The organism is Pseudomonas sp. Z3-6, assembly GCF_051131985.1.
Classification (GTDB): Bacteria; Pseudomonadota; Gammaproteobacteria; order Pseudomonadales; family Pseudomonadaceae; genus Aquipseudomonas; species Aquipseudomonas zanjanensis.
In genome coordinates this window covers 3,922,497-3,937,877 of sequence record NZ_CP071644.1, presented here as the reverse complement: position 1 = coordinate 3,937,877, position 15,381 = coordinate 3,922,497, and the positions used below count along the sequence as shown (strand labels likewise).

Sequence of the window (15,381 nt, the reverse complement as noted above, 5' to 3'; positions counted from 1 at the left end):
CCATAGTTGTGTCCAATGTTGAAGCAGCAACCGGCATTCTGAATGCCAGACACGAAAAAGCCCTGAATAATCAGGGCTTTAACGTTAAAAGATGGCGGAGGCGATGGGATTCGAACTCATGGACCTGTTACAGTCGACGGTTTTCAAGACCGTTGCCTTAAACCACTCGGCCACACCTCCGTATTGCGTTGCGGGCGCCATAATACCCGAATGAAACACACTGTCAAACTCTCTACGTAGCTTGTTACAGAGCGTCTGTTATGATCCTTGCCACTGAATGTTTCAAAACCGGAGGAGTGTCGCCATGCGCGAACAGGATTACGCAGTGAACAACAGCGTGCAGGCTGAGCAGCTAGAGGTTAGCCGCGTCCTGCGCAACACTTACGGCCTGCTGGCACTCACACTCGCTTTCAGCGGTGTGATGGCCTACGTCGCACAGCAGATGCGGGTGGGTTACCCGAACATCTTCGTCGTGCTGATCGGGTTCTATGGCCTTTTCTTCCTTACCAACAAACTCCGTGACTCGGCATGGGGCCTGGTGTCGGCTTTCGCCCTGACCGGTTTCATGGGCTTCCTGCTCGGCCCGATCCTCAATCGCTACCTGCAAATGCAGGGCGGCGCCGAAGTGGTCAGCTCGGCCTTTGCAATGACCGCCCTGGTATTTGGTGGCCTGTCGGCCTACGTGCTGATTTCCCGCAAGGACATGAGCTTCCTCGGCGGTTTCATCACCGCAGGTTTCTTCGTCCTGCTGGGCGCGGTGCTGGCCAGCTTCTTCTTCCAGATCAGCGGCCTGCAACTGGCGATCAGCGCCGGCTTCGTGCTGTTTTCGTCGGTCTGCATCCTGTATCAGACCAGCGCCATCATTCATGGCGGTGAGCGTAACTACATCATGGCGACTGTCAGCCTGTATGTATCGATCTACAACCTGTTCGTCAGCTTGCTGCAGCTGTTTGGCCTGATGGGGCGTGACGACTGATTGCATTTTTGATGAGTGAAAGGTCCGCTTCGGCGTGATGCTGTTCACATTAAAGAAGCGGCGTTTTTCAGAGATGAAAAGCGCCGTTTTTTTTGGGTGTTTTTTGGATGGCGTGGAGGGGTGTGTATATCCGTTTCTTCGGTCACGGCTATTTAGGGTTCCGCCCTGACGGCGGCTCACTTTTTTGTAACCCATGTGGGTGATCCGTATACCCACCACTCGGCTGTGCCCTCACTCCGGCACTGCGCAGTGCCTGCGTTCGGCCAGCGTGGTTTAACGGGGCGCCCGAGATCAAGATCCAAAGCAAGGGCGAGTAGGGCACATGCCGGCATCTATGTGGCTGAGCTACCGCTATCGCGAGCAAGCTCGCTCCTACAATGGGCCGCAGTAAACACAAAACTCATGAACACCCAAGATCTCCTGTAGGAGCGAGCTTGCTCGCGATGAGGTCGGCACATACAGCATCACAGCAAACTATCCCTCCGCCTTCGCGAGCAAGCCCGCTCTCCTGGGTTTCAGTATCGTGGCCAATCGCCAACAAAAAGCCCAAAACTGATGGCACCTTTGCATAAATGATCTACACCTATGACAAGGGATTGCACTGCCAAGGTCGGCATGCGGCTGATCGATCGATTCGCCGCCGGAAATCTTCGCCACACTCCCTCGATAGCGTTCGCATTCGGCTAGCAGAGCCAGGTTTGAGCGTGCCCACTTATTGGGTGCAAAGGAGGTGTATCACTTCACTGAACGCCACCGTGGACCGTGAACAAGCTTGGGCATTGTGCCGAAGCCTGATAACAGAAGGAGACCCTGCGCATCGCTCAGCAATTCGATGGGACGGCAGGCGTCTCTCTATAAGGAGATATCGATGAAGCAGCCTCAAGGAAAGATCATTGCGTGGCTGGCCCTGACGGGGGCATTGTCCACCGCTAGCGTCCATGCCGGAGTTTTCCCCGATTTCGGTTACGCCCCGCCCAAGAGTGAATACTCCGGAGCGCCGTTCCAGCTCAGCCAGGATTATCCGACGGTGGCCCCGGGCGCATCCTCGATACCGGGATTCTTCCAACATTTACCCAAGTCATTCTCCAATGACTTTGAAACCTGGCGCCCGTACATGGAGGAAGTGAAAAAGTATTGCTTGGAAGGCAATACTGAAATCGGCTGGAAAGTACAAAAGAACAAGATTCGCCGGTGGTATCACATGCCTTGGCAACATTACGGCCCCAACGGTCGTGAGGGCATCAGCGGGCTGACCAAGGAGGCACCGATTCAGCCCGGGCAACTGGCAAGTGCGCAGACCGGCAGCGGGCAGACCTACGCGGTGGGTATCTATAACGACATAGGGGCCTACACCATCGGCCAGGTCTGGAAAGACCCGGATAATCCAGACCCAAGCCAAACCTCGAAACCCAAGAGCTTCGCCAACGGCACGGTGGTCTGCAAGGCGCTGTTTGCCGATATAGACGTCAAGACGGTGCCGTTCCTCGCGAACCCATTGCTCTGGAACGCCTACACCACCGAAACCTTCGACTCGACAAACCGGTCCGTCACCAAAGTTGCACTGATTCAGATGGACATTGCCGTGCGCGACACCCGCGTGAGCGACACCGGTTGGTTGTTCGGCACGTTCCAATACAATGGCGCCATGACCGGCAAGGCGAACTGGAACAACCTGGTGCCGGTGGGGATCATGTGGGGCAATGATCCCCAGGAAATCGGCAATGACTATACCAACCCCAAACCGGTGGTCACCAAGATCAACCCGGCCCTGAAACAGACCGCAATCAACGCCAACACCCAAGAGCTGCCACCGACTCACCTGGGTTGGAACGGACGACTCAATGGGCCGGTGGACAACCCCCAGGCGTCCTGCCTGAGTTGCCACATGACCGCCGAGTACCAGCAATTGGCGATCATGAACCCGACGTTCCAGGCCAACCCGCCACCTGTGGGAGGCGATGTCTGGATGAAATGGTTCCAGAACATTCCGGCCGGTCAGCCGTTCAGCCCGGGCACGCAAAGCACGGACTACAGCCTGCAACTGTCTGGCGCCCTGGCCAACTTCTACGACTGGAAGTGCAACCACAGCGGCGTCTATGCAGATGGCGTCAATGCCTGCGCCAAGCTCCAGACGCTCAAGTTGATCAAGGCGAGCAACGCGCCTGAGGAACAAGTGCACAAAGTGCAACGCAGTCCGGAGTTGGAGGAACTCGAGTAACACCCTTTTCCGGCCTCGGACGATCCGAGGCCGGTTTCCACTCACGCCATCGGCGGCAACCGCCGCTTGACCGGCGTTTTCTTGACAATGGCGGTATTGGTCTCGGCATGGACATTGAGCTTGTCCAGCAAGGTATCGAGCTGTTCCATCGAGCGCACGTGCAGGCGCGCGATGAAGCAGTCGTCGCCGGTGACCTTGTCGCATTCGGTGAATTCAGCGATGGCCTGGATCTGCCGCTCCACTTCCTGCAACTGTCCCGGCAGCGGGCGGATACGCACGATGGCCTGGAGTTGATAGCCGAAGCACTTGGGGTCCACCTCGACGGTGTAGCCCCTGAGCACGCCACGTTCCTCGAGCCGGCGAAGGCGCTCGGCGACACTGGGGGAGGACAGGCCGCTGAGGTTGGCCAAGGCCTTGAGCGAGCGTCGGGAATCTTCCATCAGGGCGCTGATGAGGATCTGGTCAATGTCGTCGGTCATTTTCAGCTCCGTTAGGCAAGCGCGGGAAGTTGCCTTGATAAAAAAGGTCGAAACGCAGTTTAGCCTTTTTCAAGCCATGGAGAAGGCCCCGGTCTGCTCGGCATACTGTGCCCACTTGCTGAAGGAGCCTGAAGATGGACAAGACCTTACGCCGCGGTTCGCTGGAAATGACCGCCGCCATGCTGATTTCCGGAACCATCGGTTGGTTCGTACTGGTTTCTGGCCTGCCTGTACTGGATGTAGTGTTCTGGCGCTGCGTGTTCGGCGCCGTGACCTTGTTGTTGATCTGCGCCGGCTTTGGCTTGTTGCGCCCCGGCATCCTCACCCGTACCACCTTTCTCCTGGCGGTGCTCAGTGGTGTGGCGATCGTCGGTAACTGGGTGTTGTTGTTTGCCTCTTACTCTCGTGCGTCGATAGCCATCGGCACGGCGGTGTACAACGTGCAGCCGTTCATGTTGATCGGGTTGGCGGCGTTGTTCCTGGGGGAGAAAATCACCGCGCAAAAACTGTTCTGGCTGGCGGTGTCGTTTCTCGGAATGCTGGCCATCGTCAGTGCCCATGGTGAGCAGGGGCAGGGCGGCGGTGACTATCTGCTGGGCATCGCATTGGCATTGGGGGCCGCGTTGCTGTACGCCATCGCGGCCTTGATCATCAAGCGCCTGACCGGCACGCCACCCCATCTGATTGCGCTGATCCAGGTCAGCACCGGCGTGTTGCTGTTGGCACCTTGGGCGAACTTTTCGGCGTTGCCGCAACACGCCCAGGCCTGGGCCAGCCTGTTGACCTTGGGCATGGTGCACACCGGCGTGATGTACGTGCTGCTATACAGCGCCATTCAGCGGTTGCCGACCGCATTGACCGGAGCGCTGTCGTTCATCTATCCGATTGCGGCGATCTTCGTCGACTGGTTCGCCTTCGGCCATCGCCTCGAGCCGCTGCAATGGCTGGGTGTGGCGGCGATCCTGCTGGCGGCTGCCGGCATGCAACAGGGCTGGGGTATCAAGTGGCGTCGTCCAGCCCTGTCGTAGCCCGTCGTTTGGGCGTGATCAGAAGATGTAGTCCGTGGTCAGGAAGTTGGAATCGCGCTCACGGATGATGTCGCTGATTAACGCCTTGTTGTTTTCCTGGAACTTGGTTGCCACCAGCGTGCGAATGGAAAAGGTGCGCAGCGCATCGTGGACGGACAAGGTGCCCTCGGCCGAGTTCTTCCGGCCATTGAACGGGAACGTGTCCGGACCACGCTGGCACTGGGCGTTGATGTTGATGCGCCCGACCTGGTTGGCGAAGGTGTCCACCAGCTTGCCGACTTGTGCCGGGTTGGTGCCGAAGATACTCAGCTGCTGGCCAAAATCGGACTCCAGCACGTAATCGACCACGGTATTGAGGTCGCGGTACGGCACGATGGGCACGACCGGGCCGAACTGTTCTTCGTGGTAGACCCGCATCGCCGTGTTCACCGGGTACAGCACCGCCGGATAGAAAAACGAGCTTCGCGATTCGCCACCGTGGGCATTCTTCACTTCGGCACCTTTGGCAACCGCATCGGCGACCAGCGCATGCAGGTAATCGACCTTGCCCGCTTCGGGCAATGGCGTCAGCGCCACACCGTCTTCCCAGGGCATGCCGGGTTTTAGGCTGGCGAGCTTGGCGTTGAATTTCTCGATGAATGCGGGTGCCACGTCCTCATGGACAAACAGGATTTTCAGCGCCGTGCAGCGCTGGCCGTTGAAGGACAACGAGCCAGTCAACGCCTCGCTGACGGCGTTGTCCAGGTCCACGTCCGGCAGCACCAGCCCCGGGTTCTTCGCATCCAGCCCCAGGGCGGCGCGTAGGCGGTGCGGACGCGGGTGGAGTTTCTTCAGGTCACTGGCCGCCTTGTTGGTGCCGATGAAGGCGAAGATATCGATCTTGCCGCTGGCCATCAGCGCGCTGACGGTTTCCCGGCCGCTGCCGTAGATCACGTTGATCACGCCCGCCGGGAAGCTGTCGCGGAAGGCCTCCAGCAGGGGTCGCACCAGCAGGACGCCGAGCTTGGCCGGCTTGAACACCACGGTGTTGCCCATGATCAAGGCCGGAATCAGTGTGGTGAAGGTTTCGTTCAGCGGATAGTTGTAGGGCCCCATGCATAACGCCACGCCCAGGGGCACGCGGCGGATCTGCCCGAGGGTGTCCTGTTCCAGTTCGAAACGGCTGGAGCGACGGTCCAGTTCCTTGAGGGCGTTGATGGTGTCGACGATGTAATCGCAGGTGCGGTCGAATTCCTTCTGGGAATCCTTGAGGTTCTTGCCGATCTCCCACATCAGCAACTTGACCACGGCCTCGCGCTGCTCTCGCATGCGCGCCAGGAAGGTTTCCACGTGGCGGATACGCTCGGCGACGCGCATCGTCGGCCACTGGCCCTGGCCGCGATCGTAAGCCCGGACGGCGGCGTCCAGGGCCGTTAGGGCGGTCTCGGCGTCCAGCAGTGGCGTGCTGCCGAGGATCACTTGCTCATCGCCCAGCTCGCCGGTCAGGTAGACGGGGCTGCGGACGACGGCCAACGGCCCTTGCCAGGTTTTCAATACACCGTCGACCAGGTATTCGCGCTGCTCGACCCGGCCTTCGAGGCGGTAGGCGTCGGGGATGTCGGTGGCACTGGGGAACAGGTTGGCGAGGAAGGGGGCTGTGGTCATGTCGTTACTCCATCAATGAAATGAGCCAGGGTCGGACGGTTAGCAGGGATAAAACGCTTTTAGCGTTATACGCCTTAATGGAGGTGTTTTTTAAGTGCCTTGGGGGCAGAGGGCGGAGCTGTCCTTGGACCGTGGCGAGGGAGCTTGCTCCCGCTGGGCTGCGCAGCAGCCCTTGTTTGCGCACACGGGAGCAATCTCAGATCACGGAATCATCGACCACAGCGTCGAGATCACCAACGCATCCGCACCCCCATGCTGGTAATGATGCCGTTGAGGTCGTTGTCATCGACGTCGCTGCTGTAATCGGCGCTGACATACAGGCTGACCGCCGGCGTGACCCGAGCCACCAGCCCCAGGCCGACTTCGACGGTGGAGGATTTTCGGCTGCTGCTGATCTTATCGACCTTGTCCAGGGATACGGTACCGGCGCTCTGGACGGTGTGCCACAGGTTGGTTCGAACGTAAGGTTCCACGCCGAGACCGTTGACCTGATAGGTCCCTTTCAGCCGTGCGCCAACACGGCCACTCCAACTGCTCAGTTCATCGCCGGAGCCGCTTTCGGCGTTCGACGTGTCCAGCGTGACGCGCTGGTTGATCAGTTGCGCCTGGGGTTCGACCACCCAGTGGGTGCTGATCCCAATAGGAAAGCCGCCCTCGACCGACAACGTCATCGCATGGCCTTCGGCGGCCTGGCGCTGGCCTTGTTCGGTGCGGCTGTAGCCGTTGACCCGGCCGCCGCTGGCGCTCAGGTCGACGTGCCAGCCTGCCGGGCCGGTCAGGCTCCAATAGGCGCCGAGGCTCGAGCCTTTCAGGTTGAGGGCATCTGTGCCCGGTTCGGCCAGTGCGGGCATCACCAGCAGGCCACCGCCGGTTGAAATGATCTGGTTTTGTCCGCTGATCAGCCCCACGCGCTGGGTATGGCCGCTGTCGTTTCGTAAGGTGAACAGGGCGGGGCTCTTGCCGGTAGTCGGCTCGCTTGCAAAGTGTGCAGTATCGAGGTGGGTAGACGCTGCTCGGCCATACCAAGGCTGCGTCGTCTCCTCGGCAGGCCAGGCCTGTACCTCCATGGATGAAAGCAGCAGCAACGACGTCGAGACGGTATGAAAAGTTGTGGAGAATTCTTGCGGACGGTGGGAAGTTTTCATGGGGGCCTGCCTTGCAATCGCATGCGTTTCTCGCTTTTTTGGCGTCTCTCCTACCCCGAATGAGGGGCGACCGAATGGATTGGGGCAAGCCTCTGGCGGCCCGTCTCGGCGGGTTCCAGAGGCCTGCCCCTGACTGTATTTCCGGGGGTAGTACGGTGTAGTCAAGAAGACTGATGGCGGTGCGTCAAGAAAATGAACGACGAATGGCAAGATGAAATCAGCGTCAATAACACGCTGATTTCAATTGGGTATTAAGGTAGTTGTTTCGGCGTCAAACCTCCGTCGCGGGCGTCTGCCTACCAGCTGATTCGTACACCGATATTGCCTCTGATGCTGTGTTGCTGGTTGCTGTCGAGGTTTTGGTTGTAGTCGGCAGCGGCGTATACGGCGACGGCTGGCGCCAGGCTCACGACGACCCCCACGCCCAGGTCCCCGCTGGACGCCTGTTGTTGGGTTTTGACCCGCTCGGTATCGTCGAAGGTCACCGAATCGGTGCCGGAGAAGGTGTGCCAGAGGTTGGCGCGCAAGTACGGTTCCACGGGCATGCCGCTCACTTGGTAGCGCCCCTTGAGGCGAGCGCCGAGACGGCCGGTCCAGGCGCCGTCGGAATCGAATTCGACCTTGGAAACCCCATCGTCTTGCGTATCCAGGGAAACCTCCTGGTGGATGATCTGGGCCTGGGGTTCGAAGACCCAGTCGGAGGTCACCGCGAAGGGATAGCCGGCCTCCGCCGAAACGGTCAGGGCATGTCCGCGATTGTCGATTTTCAAGCCGCGCTCGGAACGGTTGTCGCCGTTCAGTCGCGTGCCCATCAACACGGCGTCGAAGTAGCCGCCGCTGGGATCGATGAGCGTCCAGTAGAGCCCGTAGCTGTCGCCGTCGAGTTCGATCTTGCCGGCGTGCCGGTCTTTGAAACCCAGGTTGAAGCCTTTTACATCGCCGTTCAGTTCCGTATGACCGACGAAGAAGCCGATGCGCTGGGTCTGGCCGCCAGACAGGAGCGAGCTGTACAGATCGTTGCCCACCTGGAACCCTTTGATCGACCCATCGAACTGCGGTGCCACCGTGCCGGCCCAGGTTCTATTCAGGTCCGTGCCGTAGACCCGGCCCCAGCCCGCGCCGAACGCGCCGGTTTCCGTGAGCAGGTGCTGGTCACCCTGGCGGTCATGGAAGGTGCCGAGGGCCATCAACGTCAATTGCGCCGCCGCCGGAGGCAGCACCGACCAGGTCGGCACTTCCGGGCGATACAACGGGATGGGAGCGGCGCCGGGCACCGCCGTTGGCAAGGGTGGCAGCGTTGGCACGGGTGGCGCGCCCGGCGCGGGCGGGGTCGTCGGGACAGGTGCCGCTACCGGTCCGGCGACCACGCTGGAACGCAGGTACCAGTTGTTTTCATTGCCGGTCACGCCGCCCTTGAACAGGCGGTAGTCGAATGCACCGGCCGAGACGGACTGCGCCAGGGAAAAGGCACTGATGTCACTGACCGCGCCGCCTTGGGCCTGGACCACTTCGATGCCGTCCTGGGTCGTTAAACCGCCTGTGCCGCCCAGATTCGTGACCGTGATGGCGGTACTGCCGGAGAGAGTGCCGCCATTGACTACCAGTTTGTCACTGGGCGAGTCGTCGGCGCCCAGTACCGTTTGCAGGCGCAACTGACCACTGTTGCCGACGTAGTTGCCTTGAACGGTGAGGGTATCGTTGGTGCGGGTGTTGCCCTGGGTGAGGTCCACCGTGCCGGCGTTGTTGAGCGTCGCCAGTTGGCCGACCGTGAAAGGGGCGATGATGCCTTGGGTCGCTGTCAGCGTGCTGCCGCTTTCGATGTTGAGCGTCCCGGTGGCGGTGGCGCTGTCACCTAGGGTCAGTGTGTCGTTGAGGTCCAGTTGCGAGCCTTGGGTGAGGTTGACGGTTTCCCAATTGAGGTAACGGGCGTCGGTACTGGAGGTGCTGCCTGCAAAGGTCAAGACGTCCTGGCCCAACCCACCGTTCAGACTGGGCGTGGCTACGAGCAGGGTTTCATCCAGATTACTCAACAACGCCGTGTCGCTGCCGTCACCCATCAGGATGGCCGAGTGAATGAGGCCGCCGCTCCACTGGAACTGGTCATCGCCGGCACTGGCCCGGACCTCGCCGAGGATTTCGCCACCGCTGACGGTGATGCTGTCGTTGCCGCCGCTGACACTGACATTGCCGCCGATGCTACCCGCGGAGAGGATGATGGTGTCCTGGCCGAAGCCGGTCACCAGGTTGCCGAGGATCTTGCCGCCGGACATATCGAAGACGTTGTCATCGAGCTTCATGTCGACCCGGCCGATGGTGCCGCCGGTCATCTGCGCGATGTCGCCGTCTTCGAAGGCGCCGAAGATGGTGCCGCCGGTCATCAAGAACATATCGAGGTTGTCCCCTTGGGCCAGGGACAGGATACTGCCGCCATTCATGATGAAATCGTCCATGCCGGAGCCTTGTTGGACATCACCGTCAATCACCCCGTTAGCGTTGATCACGATGCGGTCGACGCCGGCGCCGAACGTAACGTCGCCGGTAATGACGCCGCTGCCATTGGCGGGCATGGTCAGGGTGTTGTCACCCAGAAGATCGGTCAACGCGCCACTGGTGCCGCTGTCGCAGACATTGGCGTCATTGCCTGCGGTGGAGGTCAGCGTACAGGCCGCCATGACGGCAGGCGCGGGTAACAGCAAGGGGATCGATACCCACAAGGCGTTGAACAGCCGATTGAATCCTTTATCGTGCCGAATCATGTGCTTTCCCTCTGCATCGGCATCCCCATGGACACCGGTTTCAGCATCGGTTGCGCAACAGATGGCACACAGGGCCTGGCAACGCTCGCTGTATGGAATGGCACCCTAGCAACGAATAAAGGCCGTCGCTACTGTCAGAACTTACAGGTCAATGCGCAGAAAGCGTGAGGGAGAGCCCGTTCTACAAGTGCACTTCCACCGAAAGGGGCAGGTGATCGCTCAGGTGGGTCCAGGGTTTATTGCCCAGTATTTGCGGGGAATGGCTGGTGGCGTTGCGCAGATAGACGCGGTCCAGGCGCAACAGCGGGAAGCGAGCCGGGTAAGTCCTGGCGGGACGGCCGAGGTGGTGCTCGAAGGCTTCGTGCAGGTAACCACGGCGGGCGAGGGCGAGGTTGCCGCGCAGTTGCCAGTCGTTGAAGTCGCCGGCGATGATCACCGGCGCATTCTCTGGTAGTGAGTCGAGCAGTTGGCAGAGCAGTTTGAGTTGCAATTGGCGATGGCTTTCCAACAGGCTCAAATGCACACAGATGCCATGGACCTCGGCGTGGCCCGGCACATCCAGCACGCAATGCAATAACCCGCGCCGCTCCGGGCCGGTGATGGACACGTCGAGATTGCGGAACTGGCGGATCGGGTATTTGGAGAGCAGGGCGTTGCCATGATGGCCATCGGGATAGACCGCATTACGGCCGTAGGCGAAGTCGCTCCACATGCTGTCGGCGAGGAATTCGTACTGGGATGTCTGGGGCCAGTTGTCGTAGCGTGACGCGTGGCGGTCATGTTCGCCCAGTACCTCTTGCAGGAACACCAGGTCGGCACCGGTACTGCGCACCGCTTCGCGCAATTCGGGCAGGATGAAGCGCCGGTTGAGGGCGGTGAAGCCCTTGTGGGTGTTGACCGTCAGGACCCGCAGCCGATGAACCGTCGCAGGCGCGTCCGATGGCATGGGTTCGACGGCTCGCCAATCGGGGTCTTGAGTCACGTTCGCTCCTGAATCAGACGTACTTGTTCATGCGACTGACCCAAGGCACCGGCAGTTCCGGATTTTTCATCGCCTTGCTGATCGCCATCGCGAGCAAGCTCGCTCCCACAGTTTTTTCTGCTTTCACTCCTGATCATTCCAACCAACACACCGCTCTTGTGGCGAGGGAGCTTGCTCCCGCTGGCCTGCGAAGCAGGCCCCAGCACTCCTTCAGACAGACCGTATCGTCCGGTTTTGCGGCAGCTGCGCAGCCGAGCGGGAGCAAGCTCCCTCGCCACAAAAGCGTTCAAGCCATCACGCCCAGCGGTAAACACTGTGGGAGCGAGCCTGCTCGCGATAGCGGTGTGTCTGAATCACCGTCACCCGCGAACAAACCCGCTTTCACAGGTGTGTGTTCAGATAAAGACAATCTCATACGGCAAACCCATCCGGTCAAGGATGACCCTGGGCAACAGTGGGGCGATGCCGCTCGCCGGTTCGCCGCTGAGTTGGCTGACGTAGGCGTGCATGGCGTGACGCTTGCGGGCCGTGGTCCAGACGTCGAGGCGCAGCTTGCGAGCCCGGTGCCAGGGGATTTTATTCTGCTCGCGGACCGGCCAGTGCCAGGCCCACACCGGCAGTTCGTTGAACGCCACCCCGATCCTGTCGGCGGCCAAGGCTCCGGCGCGTCCCACGGTGTCGTGGTCGCTGTCACCGTCCTGGCGCCAGGTGCTGAACACCACGTCGCCGGGGCGAAGGTGTCGTGCAATGAAGGTGGCCAGTTCAGCTTCGTGTTCCACGAGGTCTTTTTCCGGAAAACCGCCGCGCACCCATTGCAGGCCATGGGCGTCGATGCCCAGGCGGTGCAGGGCGTCGACGCTTTCCTGGGGATGAGGGCGGTGCGTACGCAGGCGCTCGTCGGTCCACAACGGTGAGCCGGGGTGGGCCAGGGCGCCATCGGTGACCGAAACCAGCAACATGGGCTGTTCGAGGTTGCTCAGCAATTGCAGCAAGCCGCCACAGGCCCCTACCTCATCGCCCGGGTGCGGGGCGAGAATGACGGCGCGGGCACCGGCGGGAATGAGCGTCTGGGTACTGATGATCGGAATATCGGCCAGTTGCGCAGCACTGTTCCAGATTTGCGGGTGCTGCCGGCCAGGCAGGCGAGAGGCGGGCTTCATAAGCGACATCCTTGTGGGTGTTCAATCTTTCAGTCATGCACCGGGCCTACTGTCCGGTGGCACCGATGTGGGCATGGCTGCGATTCGCGGCGCTCCGAATCCTGGAGACTACCGCAGGGGAAGTATTGATCATGTCAGCCCATTCGTCTCGTGACATGTGTATCTGAACTGCTTTTTTTTCGGCTAACTGGACGGTTTGGATGGAAAAACCGCATCCTTGCGGCCCCATTGGGTTAACTGCGAATCGTTCAATCCTCTTCTTCGCGTTGCAGCTCGAACAGCAGCAGTGAACGTCCAGTGACGGAATACTCGGATTCGAAATCGAAGCGCTCCTGTCCACGAACGTTGGGCTGGTTGGTGTCGACCATGCAAGTCCAGAAACTGCCTTCAGGGACTTCCGGCAAGCGGAAGTTGACGATGTCATGGTGTGCGTTGACCACCAGCAGCAGCGTCGCATCGCCCCCCTTGCGCCGAATCCCGGTTTCCTGGGCGCGGCCGTCCATCAGCATGCCCAGGCAGCGACCATGGCTGTCCTGCCACTGCTCGATGGTCATTTCGCTGCCGTCCGGGGCCAACCAGGTCACGTCCTTGACGCCAATGTCCTCGTTGTAGTTGCCCACCAGGAAGCGTCCACGACGCAGGATCGGGTAGGTCAGGCGCAACTTGATCAGGCGCTTGACGAACTTGAGCAGCGCCGCGCCATCCTCGCTAAGGTCCCAATTGACCCAGCCGATCTCGCTGTCCTGGCAATAAGCATTATTGTTGCCGTGCTGGGTACGGGCGAACTCGTCACCGGCGACGATCATTGGCGTGCCTTGGGCCAACAACAACGTGGCGAAAAAGTTGCGCATCTGCCGATGGCGCAGTGCGTTGATCTCAGGGTCATCCGTCGGGCCTTCGACGCCATGGTTCCAGGACAGGTTGTTATTGCTGCCGTCCTGGTTGTTTTCATCGTTGGCTTCGTTGTGCTTGTCGTTGTACGACACCAGGTCATGCAAGGTGAAACCGTCGTGAGCAGTGACAAAGTTCACCGAGGCATACGGGCGCCGGCCACGTTGGTTGAACATCTCGCCCGAGGCGGTCATTCGGCTGGCGAAGTCGGCGAGCTGGCCGTCGTCACCTTTCCAGAAGGCCCGCACCGTGTCGCGGAACTTGTCGTTCCATTCGACCCAGCCCGGTGGGAAGCGTCCTACCTGATAGCCCCCGGGGCCACAGTCCCAGGGCTCGGCGATCATTTTCACCTGGCGCAGCACCGGGTCCTGGCGGCACGCGACGAGGAAGCTGTGGCGCTCGTCGAAGCCATCATGGTAGCGGCCCAAGATCGTCGCCAGGTCGAAGCGGAAGCCATCGACATGCATTTCCGTGGCCCAGTAACGCAGGGAGTCGGTGACCATCTGCAAGACGCAAGGATGGCTCAGGTCCAAGGTGTTGCCGGTGCCGGAGTCGTTGATGTAGTAGCGTTTGTCGTCGGGCATCAGCCGGTAGTACGAGGCGTTATCGATGCCGCGCATGGACAGGGTGGGCCCCTGTTCGTTGCCCTCGGCGGTGTGGTTGTAGACCACGTCGAGGATGACTTCCAGGTTGGCCTCGTGCAGGTGGGCGACCATTTCCTTGAACTCGGCGATCTTGCCACTGGCCAGGTAGCGCGGGTCGGGCGCGAAGAAGGCAATGCTGTTATAGCCCCAGTAGTTGGTCATGCCTTTGTGCAGCAAATGCTGGTCATTGACGAAGGCATGGATGGGCAGTAGCTCCACCGAGGAAACCCCGAGCTTGCGGATATGCTCCAGCACATCGTCGACCATCAACCCGGCGAAGGTACCGCGCACGTTTTCAGGCACCGAAGGATGACGCATGGTGAGGCCGCGTACGTGGGTTTCATACAGGATGGTCTTGTCCCAGGGCACGCTGACGCGATGGTCGTGACCCCAAGTGTGTGCGGGGTCGATGACTTTACACTTGGGAACGAACGGGGCGCTGTCACGCTCATCGAAACTGAGGTCGCCATCGGGGTGGCCGATGGTATAGCCGAACAACGCTTCGGACCACTTCAATTGGCCGACCAGTTGCTTGGCGTAGGGGTCGATCAGCAACTTGTTCGGGTTGAAGCGGTGGCCGTTCGCCGGGTCGTACGGGCCGTAGACCCGGTAGCCATAAATCAATCCCGGATGGGCATCCGGCAGATAGCCGTGGTAGATCTCGTCGGTGTATTCCGGCAGTTCGATGCGTTCGAGTTCGACTTCGCCGACATCGTCGAAAATGCACAGTTCGACCTTGGTGGCGTTGGCTGAAAACAGCGCGAAATTGACCCCGAGGCCATCCCAGGTTGCACCCAGTGGAAAAGGCAGCCCTTCACGAATCCGCGAAGCCTCGATAATGGGCGGCGGCGTGGTTTTGTTTGGACGGGTCATAGTTGCTCCTGCAAAAAACAGACAGATACAGCGATGCGATTCATTACAGCGGGGTAGGTTCCACCCTTCACCTGTGGCGAGGGGTTTATCCCGTTATATGGGACAAAGTGGCTACTCTGTGGGAGCAAGGCTTGCCCGCGATCAAGCAACGCGTTCCTTCAGGCATACGGGTGCCTGTTTCGCGAGCAAGCTTTGCTCCCACCCAGCGAGGAGACCGATAGGACGAATCAAACCGCCGGCGGCTTGCGCGGTGCCCGCGGCTTCTTGTCGGCGGCTTTATTGACCGGTGGCACTGTCGCTGCAGTCGCCGCGGAAGGCTTGGCCGCTGGCTTGACCTTGGGCGTGGTGTTCTTCGCGGCAGTCTTGGCCGTGGTGCTCTTGGCGGTAGCAGGTTTGGCGCCGTCGGTCTTGCTGGCCGCCGATTTGCTCGCGGCCTTGGGTGGCTTGCTCGGCGCCAGCGCTTCGGCTTCGGCGAGCTTGCGCGCCATCTCCCAGTGGCGTTTTTCCTGCCCGGTGGGCTTACCCTCGGACTCCCAGATCTGATAGGCGAATTCACGAATGCGTTTATCGTCGGTACTCATCGCA

At 60.4% G+C, this 15,381-nt stretch carries 11 protein-coding genes and 1 tRNA gene; 3 read left to right on the top strand and 9 right to left on the bottom strand.

Annotated features, from left to right (window positions below; genetic code table 11):
• Nucleotides 1-92: 92 nt before the first annotated feature.
• Nucleotides 93-180: transfer RNA gene (locus tag J3P88_RS17395), tRNA-Ser, on the bottom strand.
• 124 nt (nt 181-304) lie between these two features.
• Between J3P88_RS17395 and J3P88_RS17390 the strand changes: the two genes are divergently transcribed.
• Both J3P88_RS17390 and J3P88_RS17385 read left to right on the top strand, forming a co-directional pair.
• The gene (locus tag J3P88_RS17390; protein ID WP_014338124.1) at nt 305-976 is read left to right on the top strand and encodes a Bax inhibitor-1/YccA family protein; all 672 of its coding nucleotides are present in this window, start codon (nt 305-307) and stop codon (nt 974-976) included.
• An 868-nt stretch (nt 977-1,844) separates the two neighbouring features.
• Entirely contained in the window at nt 1,845-3,194 is a 1,350-nt protein-coding gene (locus tag J3P88_RS17385; RefSeq protein ID WP_434570570.1) for a hypothetical protein, read from the top strand.
• 41 nt (nt 3,195-3,235) lie between these two features.
• Here the strand turns inward: J3P88_RS17385 and J3P88_RS17380 are convergent, their stop codons facing one another.
• Entirely contained in the window at nt 3,236-3,673 is a 438-nt protein-coding gene (locus J3P88_RS17380; RefSeq protein WP_003202176.1) for an Lrp/AsnC family transcriptional regulator, read from the bottom strand.
• 134 nt (nt 3,674-3,807) lie between these two features.
• On the opposite strand from J3P88_RS17380, the gene J3P88_RS17375 reads away from it, so the two are divergent.
• Complete coding sequence (locus tag J3P88_RS17375; RefSeq protein WP_434570567.1) at nt 3,808-4,701, top strand: DMT family transporter; 894 nt, start codon at nt 3,808-3,810, stop codon at nt 4,699-4,701.
• 18 nt (nt 4,702-4,719) lie between these two features.
• Here the strand turns inward: J3P88_RS17375 and J3P88_RS17370 are convergent, their stop codons facing one another.
• From J3P88_RS17370 to J3P88_RS17340, 7 genes are all read right to left on the bottom strand, one after another.
• Complete coding sequence (locus tag J3P88_RS17370; protein WP_186705725.1) at nt 4,720-6,345, bottom strand: NADP-dependent glyceraldehyde-3-phosphate dehydrogenase; 1,626 nt, start codon at nt 6,343-6,345, stop codon at nt 4,720-4,722.
• Between the two features lie 230 nt (nt 6,346-6,575).
• On the bottom strand, nt 6,576-7,490 hold the full coding sequence (locus J3P88_RS17365; protein WP_434570565.1) for an autotransporter domain-containing protein: 915 nt from the start codon (nt 7,488-7,490) through the stop codon (nt 6,576-6,578).
• Nucleotides 7,491-7,786: 296 nt separating this feature from the next.
• Nucleotides 7,787-10,246, bottom strand: a complete 2,460-nt coding sequence (locus J3P88_RS17360; protein ID WP_434570563.1) for an autotransporter outer membrane beta-barrel domain-containing protein — start codon at nt 10,244-10,246, stop codon at nt 7,787-7,789.
• 181 nt (nt 10,247-10,427) lie between these two features.
• On the bottom strand, nt 10,428-11,192 hold the full coding sequence (locus J3P88_RS17355; RefSeq protein WP_189656150.1) for an endonuclease/exonuclease/phosphatase family protein: 765 nt from the start codon (nt 11,190-11,192) through the stop codon (nt 10,428-10,430).
• Between the two features lie 431 nt (nt 11,193-11,623).
• On the bottom strand, nt 11,624-12,388 hold the full coding sequence (locus J3P88_RS17350; RefSeq protein ID WP_186705721.1) for a PIG-L deacetylase family protein: 765 nt from the start codon (nt 12,386-12,388) through the stop codon (nt 11,624-11,626).
• A gap of 248 nt (nt 12,389-12,636) precedes the next feature.
• Nucleotides 12,637-14,796: a glycogen debranching protein GlgX gene (gene glgX, locus J3P88_RS17345; RefSeq protein ID WP_434570561.1), complete on the bottom strand. Its 2,160-nt coding sequence runs from the start codon at nt 14,794-14,796 to the stop codon at nt 12,637-12,639.
• 227 nt (nt 14,797-15,023) lie between these two features.
• On the bottom strand, nt 15,024-15,377 hold the full coding sequence (locus J3P88_RS17340) for a DUF2934 domain-containing protein (protein ID WP_411384885.1): 354 nt from the start codon (nt 15,375-15,377) through the stop codon (nt 15,024-15,026).
• Nucleotides 15,378-15,381: the final 4 nt, after the last annotated feature.

Coding starts and splice junctions, on each gene's coding strand:
- J3P88_RS17390 (WP_014338124.1), top strand. CDS start 305: ATGCGCGAACAGGATTACGCAGTGAACAACAGCGTGCAGGCTGAGCAG.
- J3P88_RS17385 (WP_434570570.1), top strand. CDS start 1,845: ATGAAGCAGCCTCAAGGAAAGATCATTGCGTGGCTGGCCCTGACGGGG.
- J3P88_RS17380 (WP_003202176.1), bottom strand. CDS start 3,673: ATGACCGACGACATTGACCAGATCCTCATCAGCGCCCTGATGGAAGAT.
- J3P88_RS17375 (WP_434570567.1), top strand. CDS start 3,808: ATGGACAAGACCTTACGCCGCGGTTCGCTGGAAATGACCGCCGCCATG.
- J3P88_RS17370 (WP_186705725.1), bottom strand. CDS start 6,345: ATGACCACAGCCCCCTTCCTCGCCAACCTGTTCCCCAGTGCCACCGAC.
- J3P88_RS17365 (WP_434570565.1), bottom strand. CDS start 7,490: ATGAAAACTTCCCACCGTCCGCAAGAATTCTCCACAACTTTTCATACC.
- J3P88_RS17360 (WP_434570563.1), bottom strand. CDS start 10,246: ATGATTCGGCACGATAAAGGATTCAATCGGCTGTTCAACGCCTTGTGG.
- J3P88_RS17355 (WP_189656150.1), bottom strand. CDS start 11,192: ATGCCATCGGACGCGCCTGCGACGGTTCATCGGCTGCGGGTCCTGACG.
- J3P88_RS17350 (WP_186705721.1), bottom strand. CDS start 12,388: ATGAAGCCCGCCTCTCGCCTGCCTGGCCGGCAGCACCCGCAAATCTGG.
- glgX (WP_434570561.1), bottom strand. CDS start 14,796: ATGACCCGTCCAAACAAAACCACGCCGCCGCCCATTATCGAGGCTTCG.
- J3P88_RS17340 (WP_411384885.1), bottom strand. CDS start 15,377: ATGAGTACCGACGATAAACGCATTCGTGAATTCGCCTATCAGATCTGG.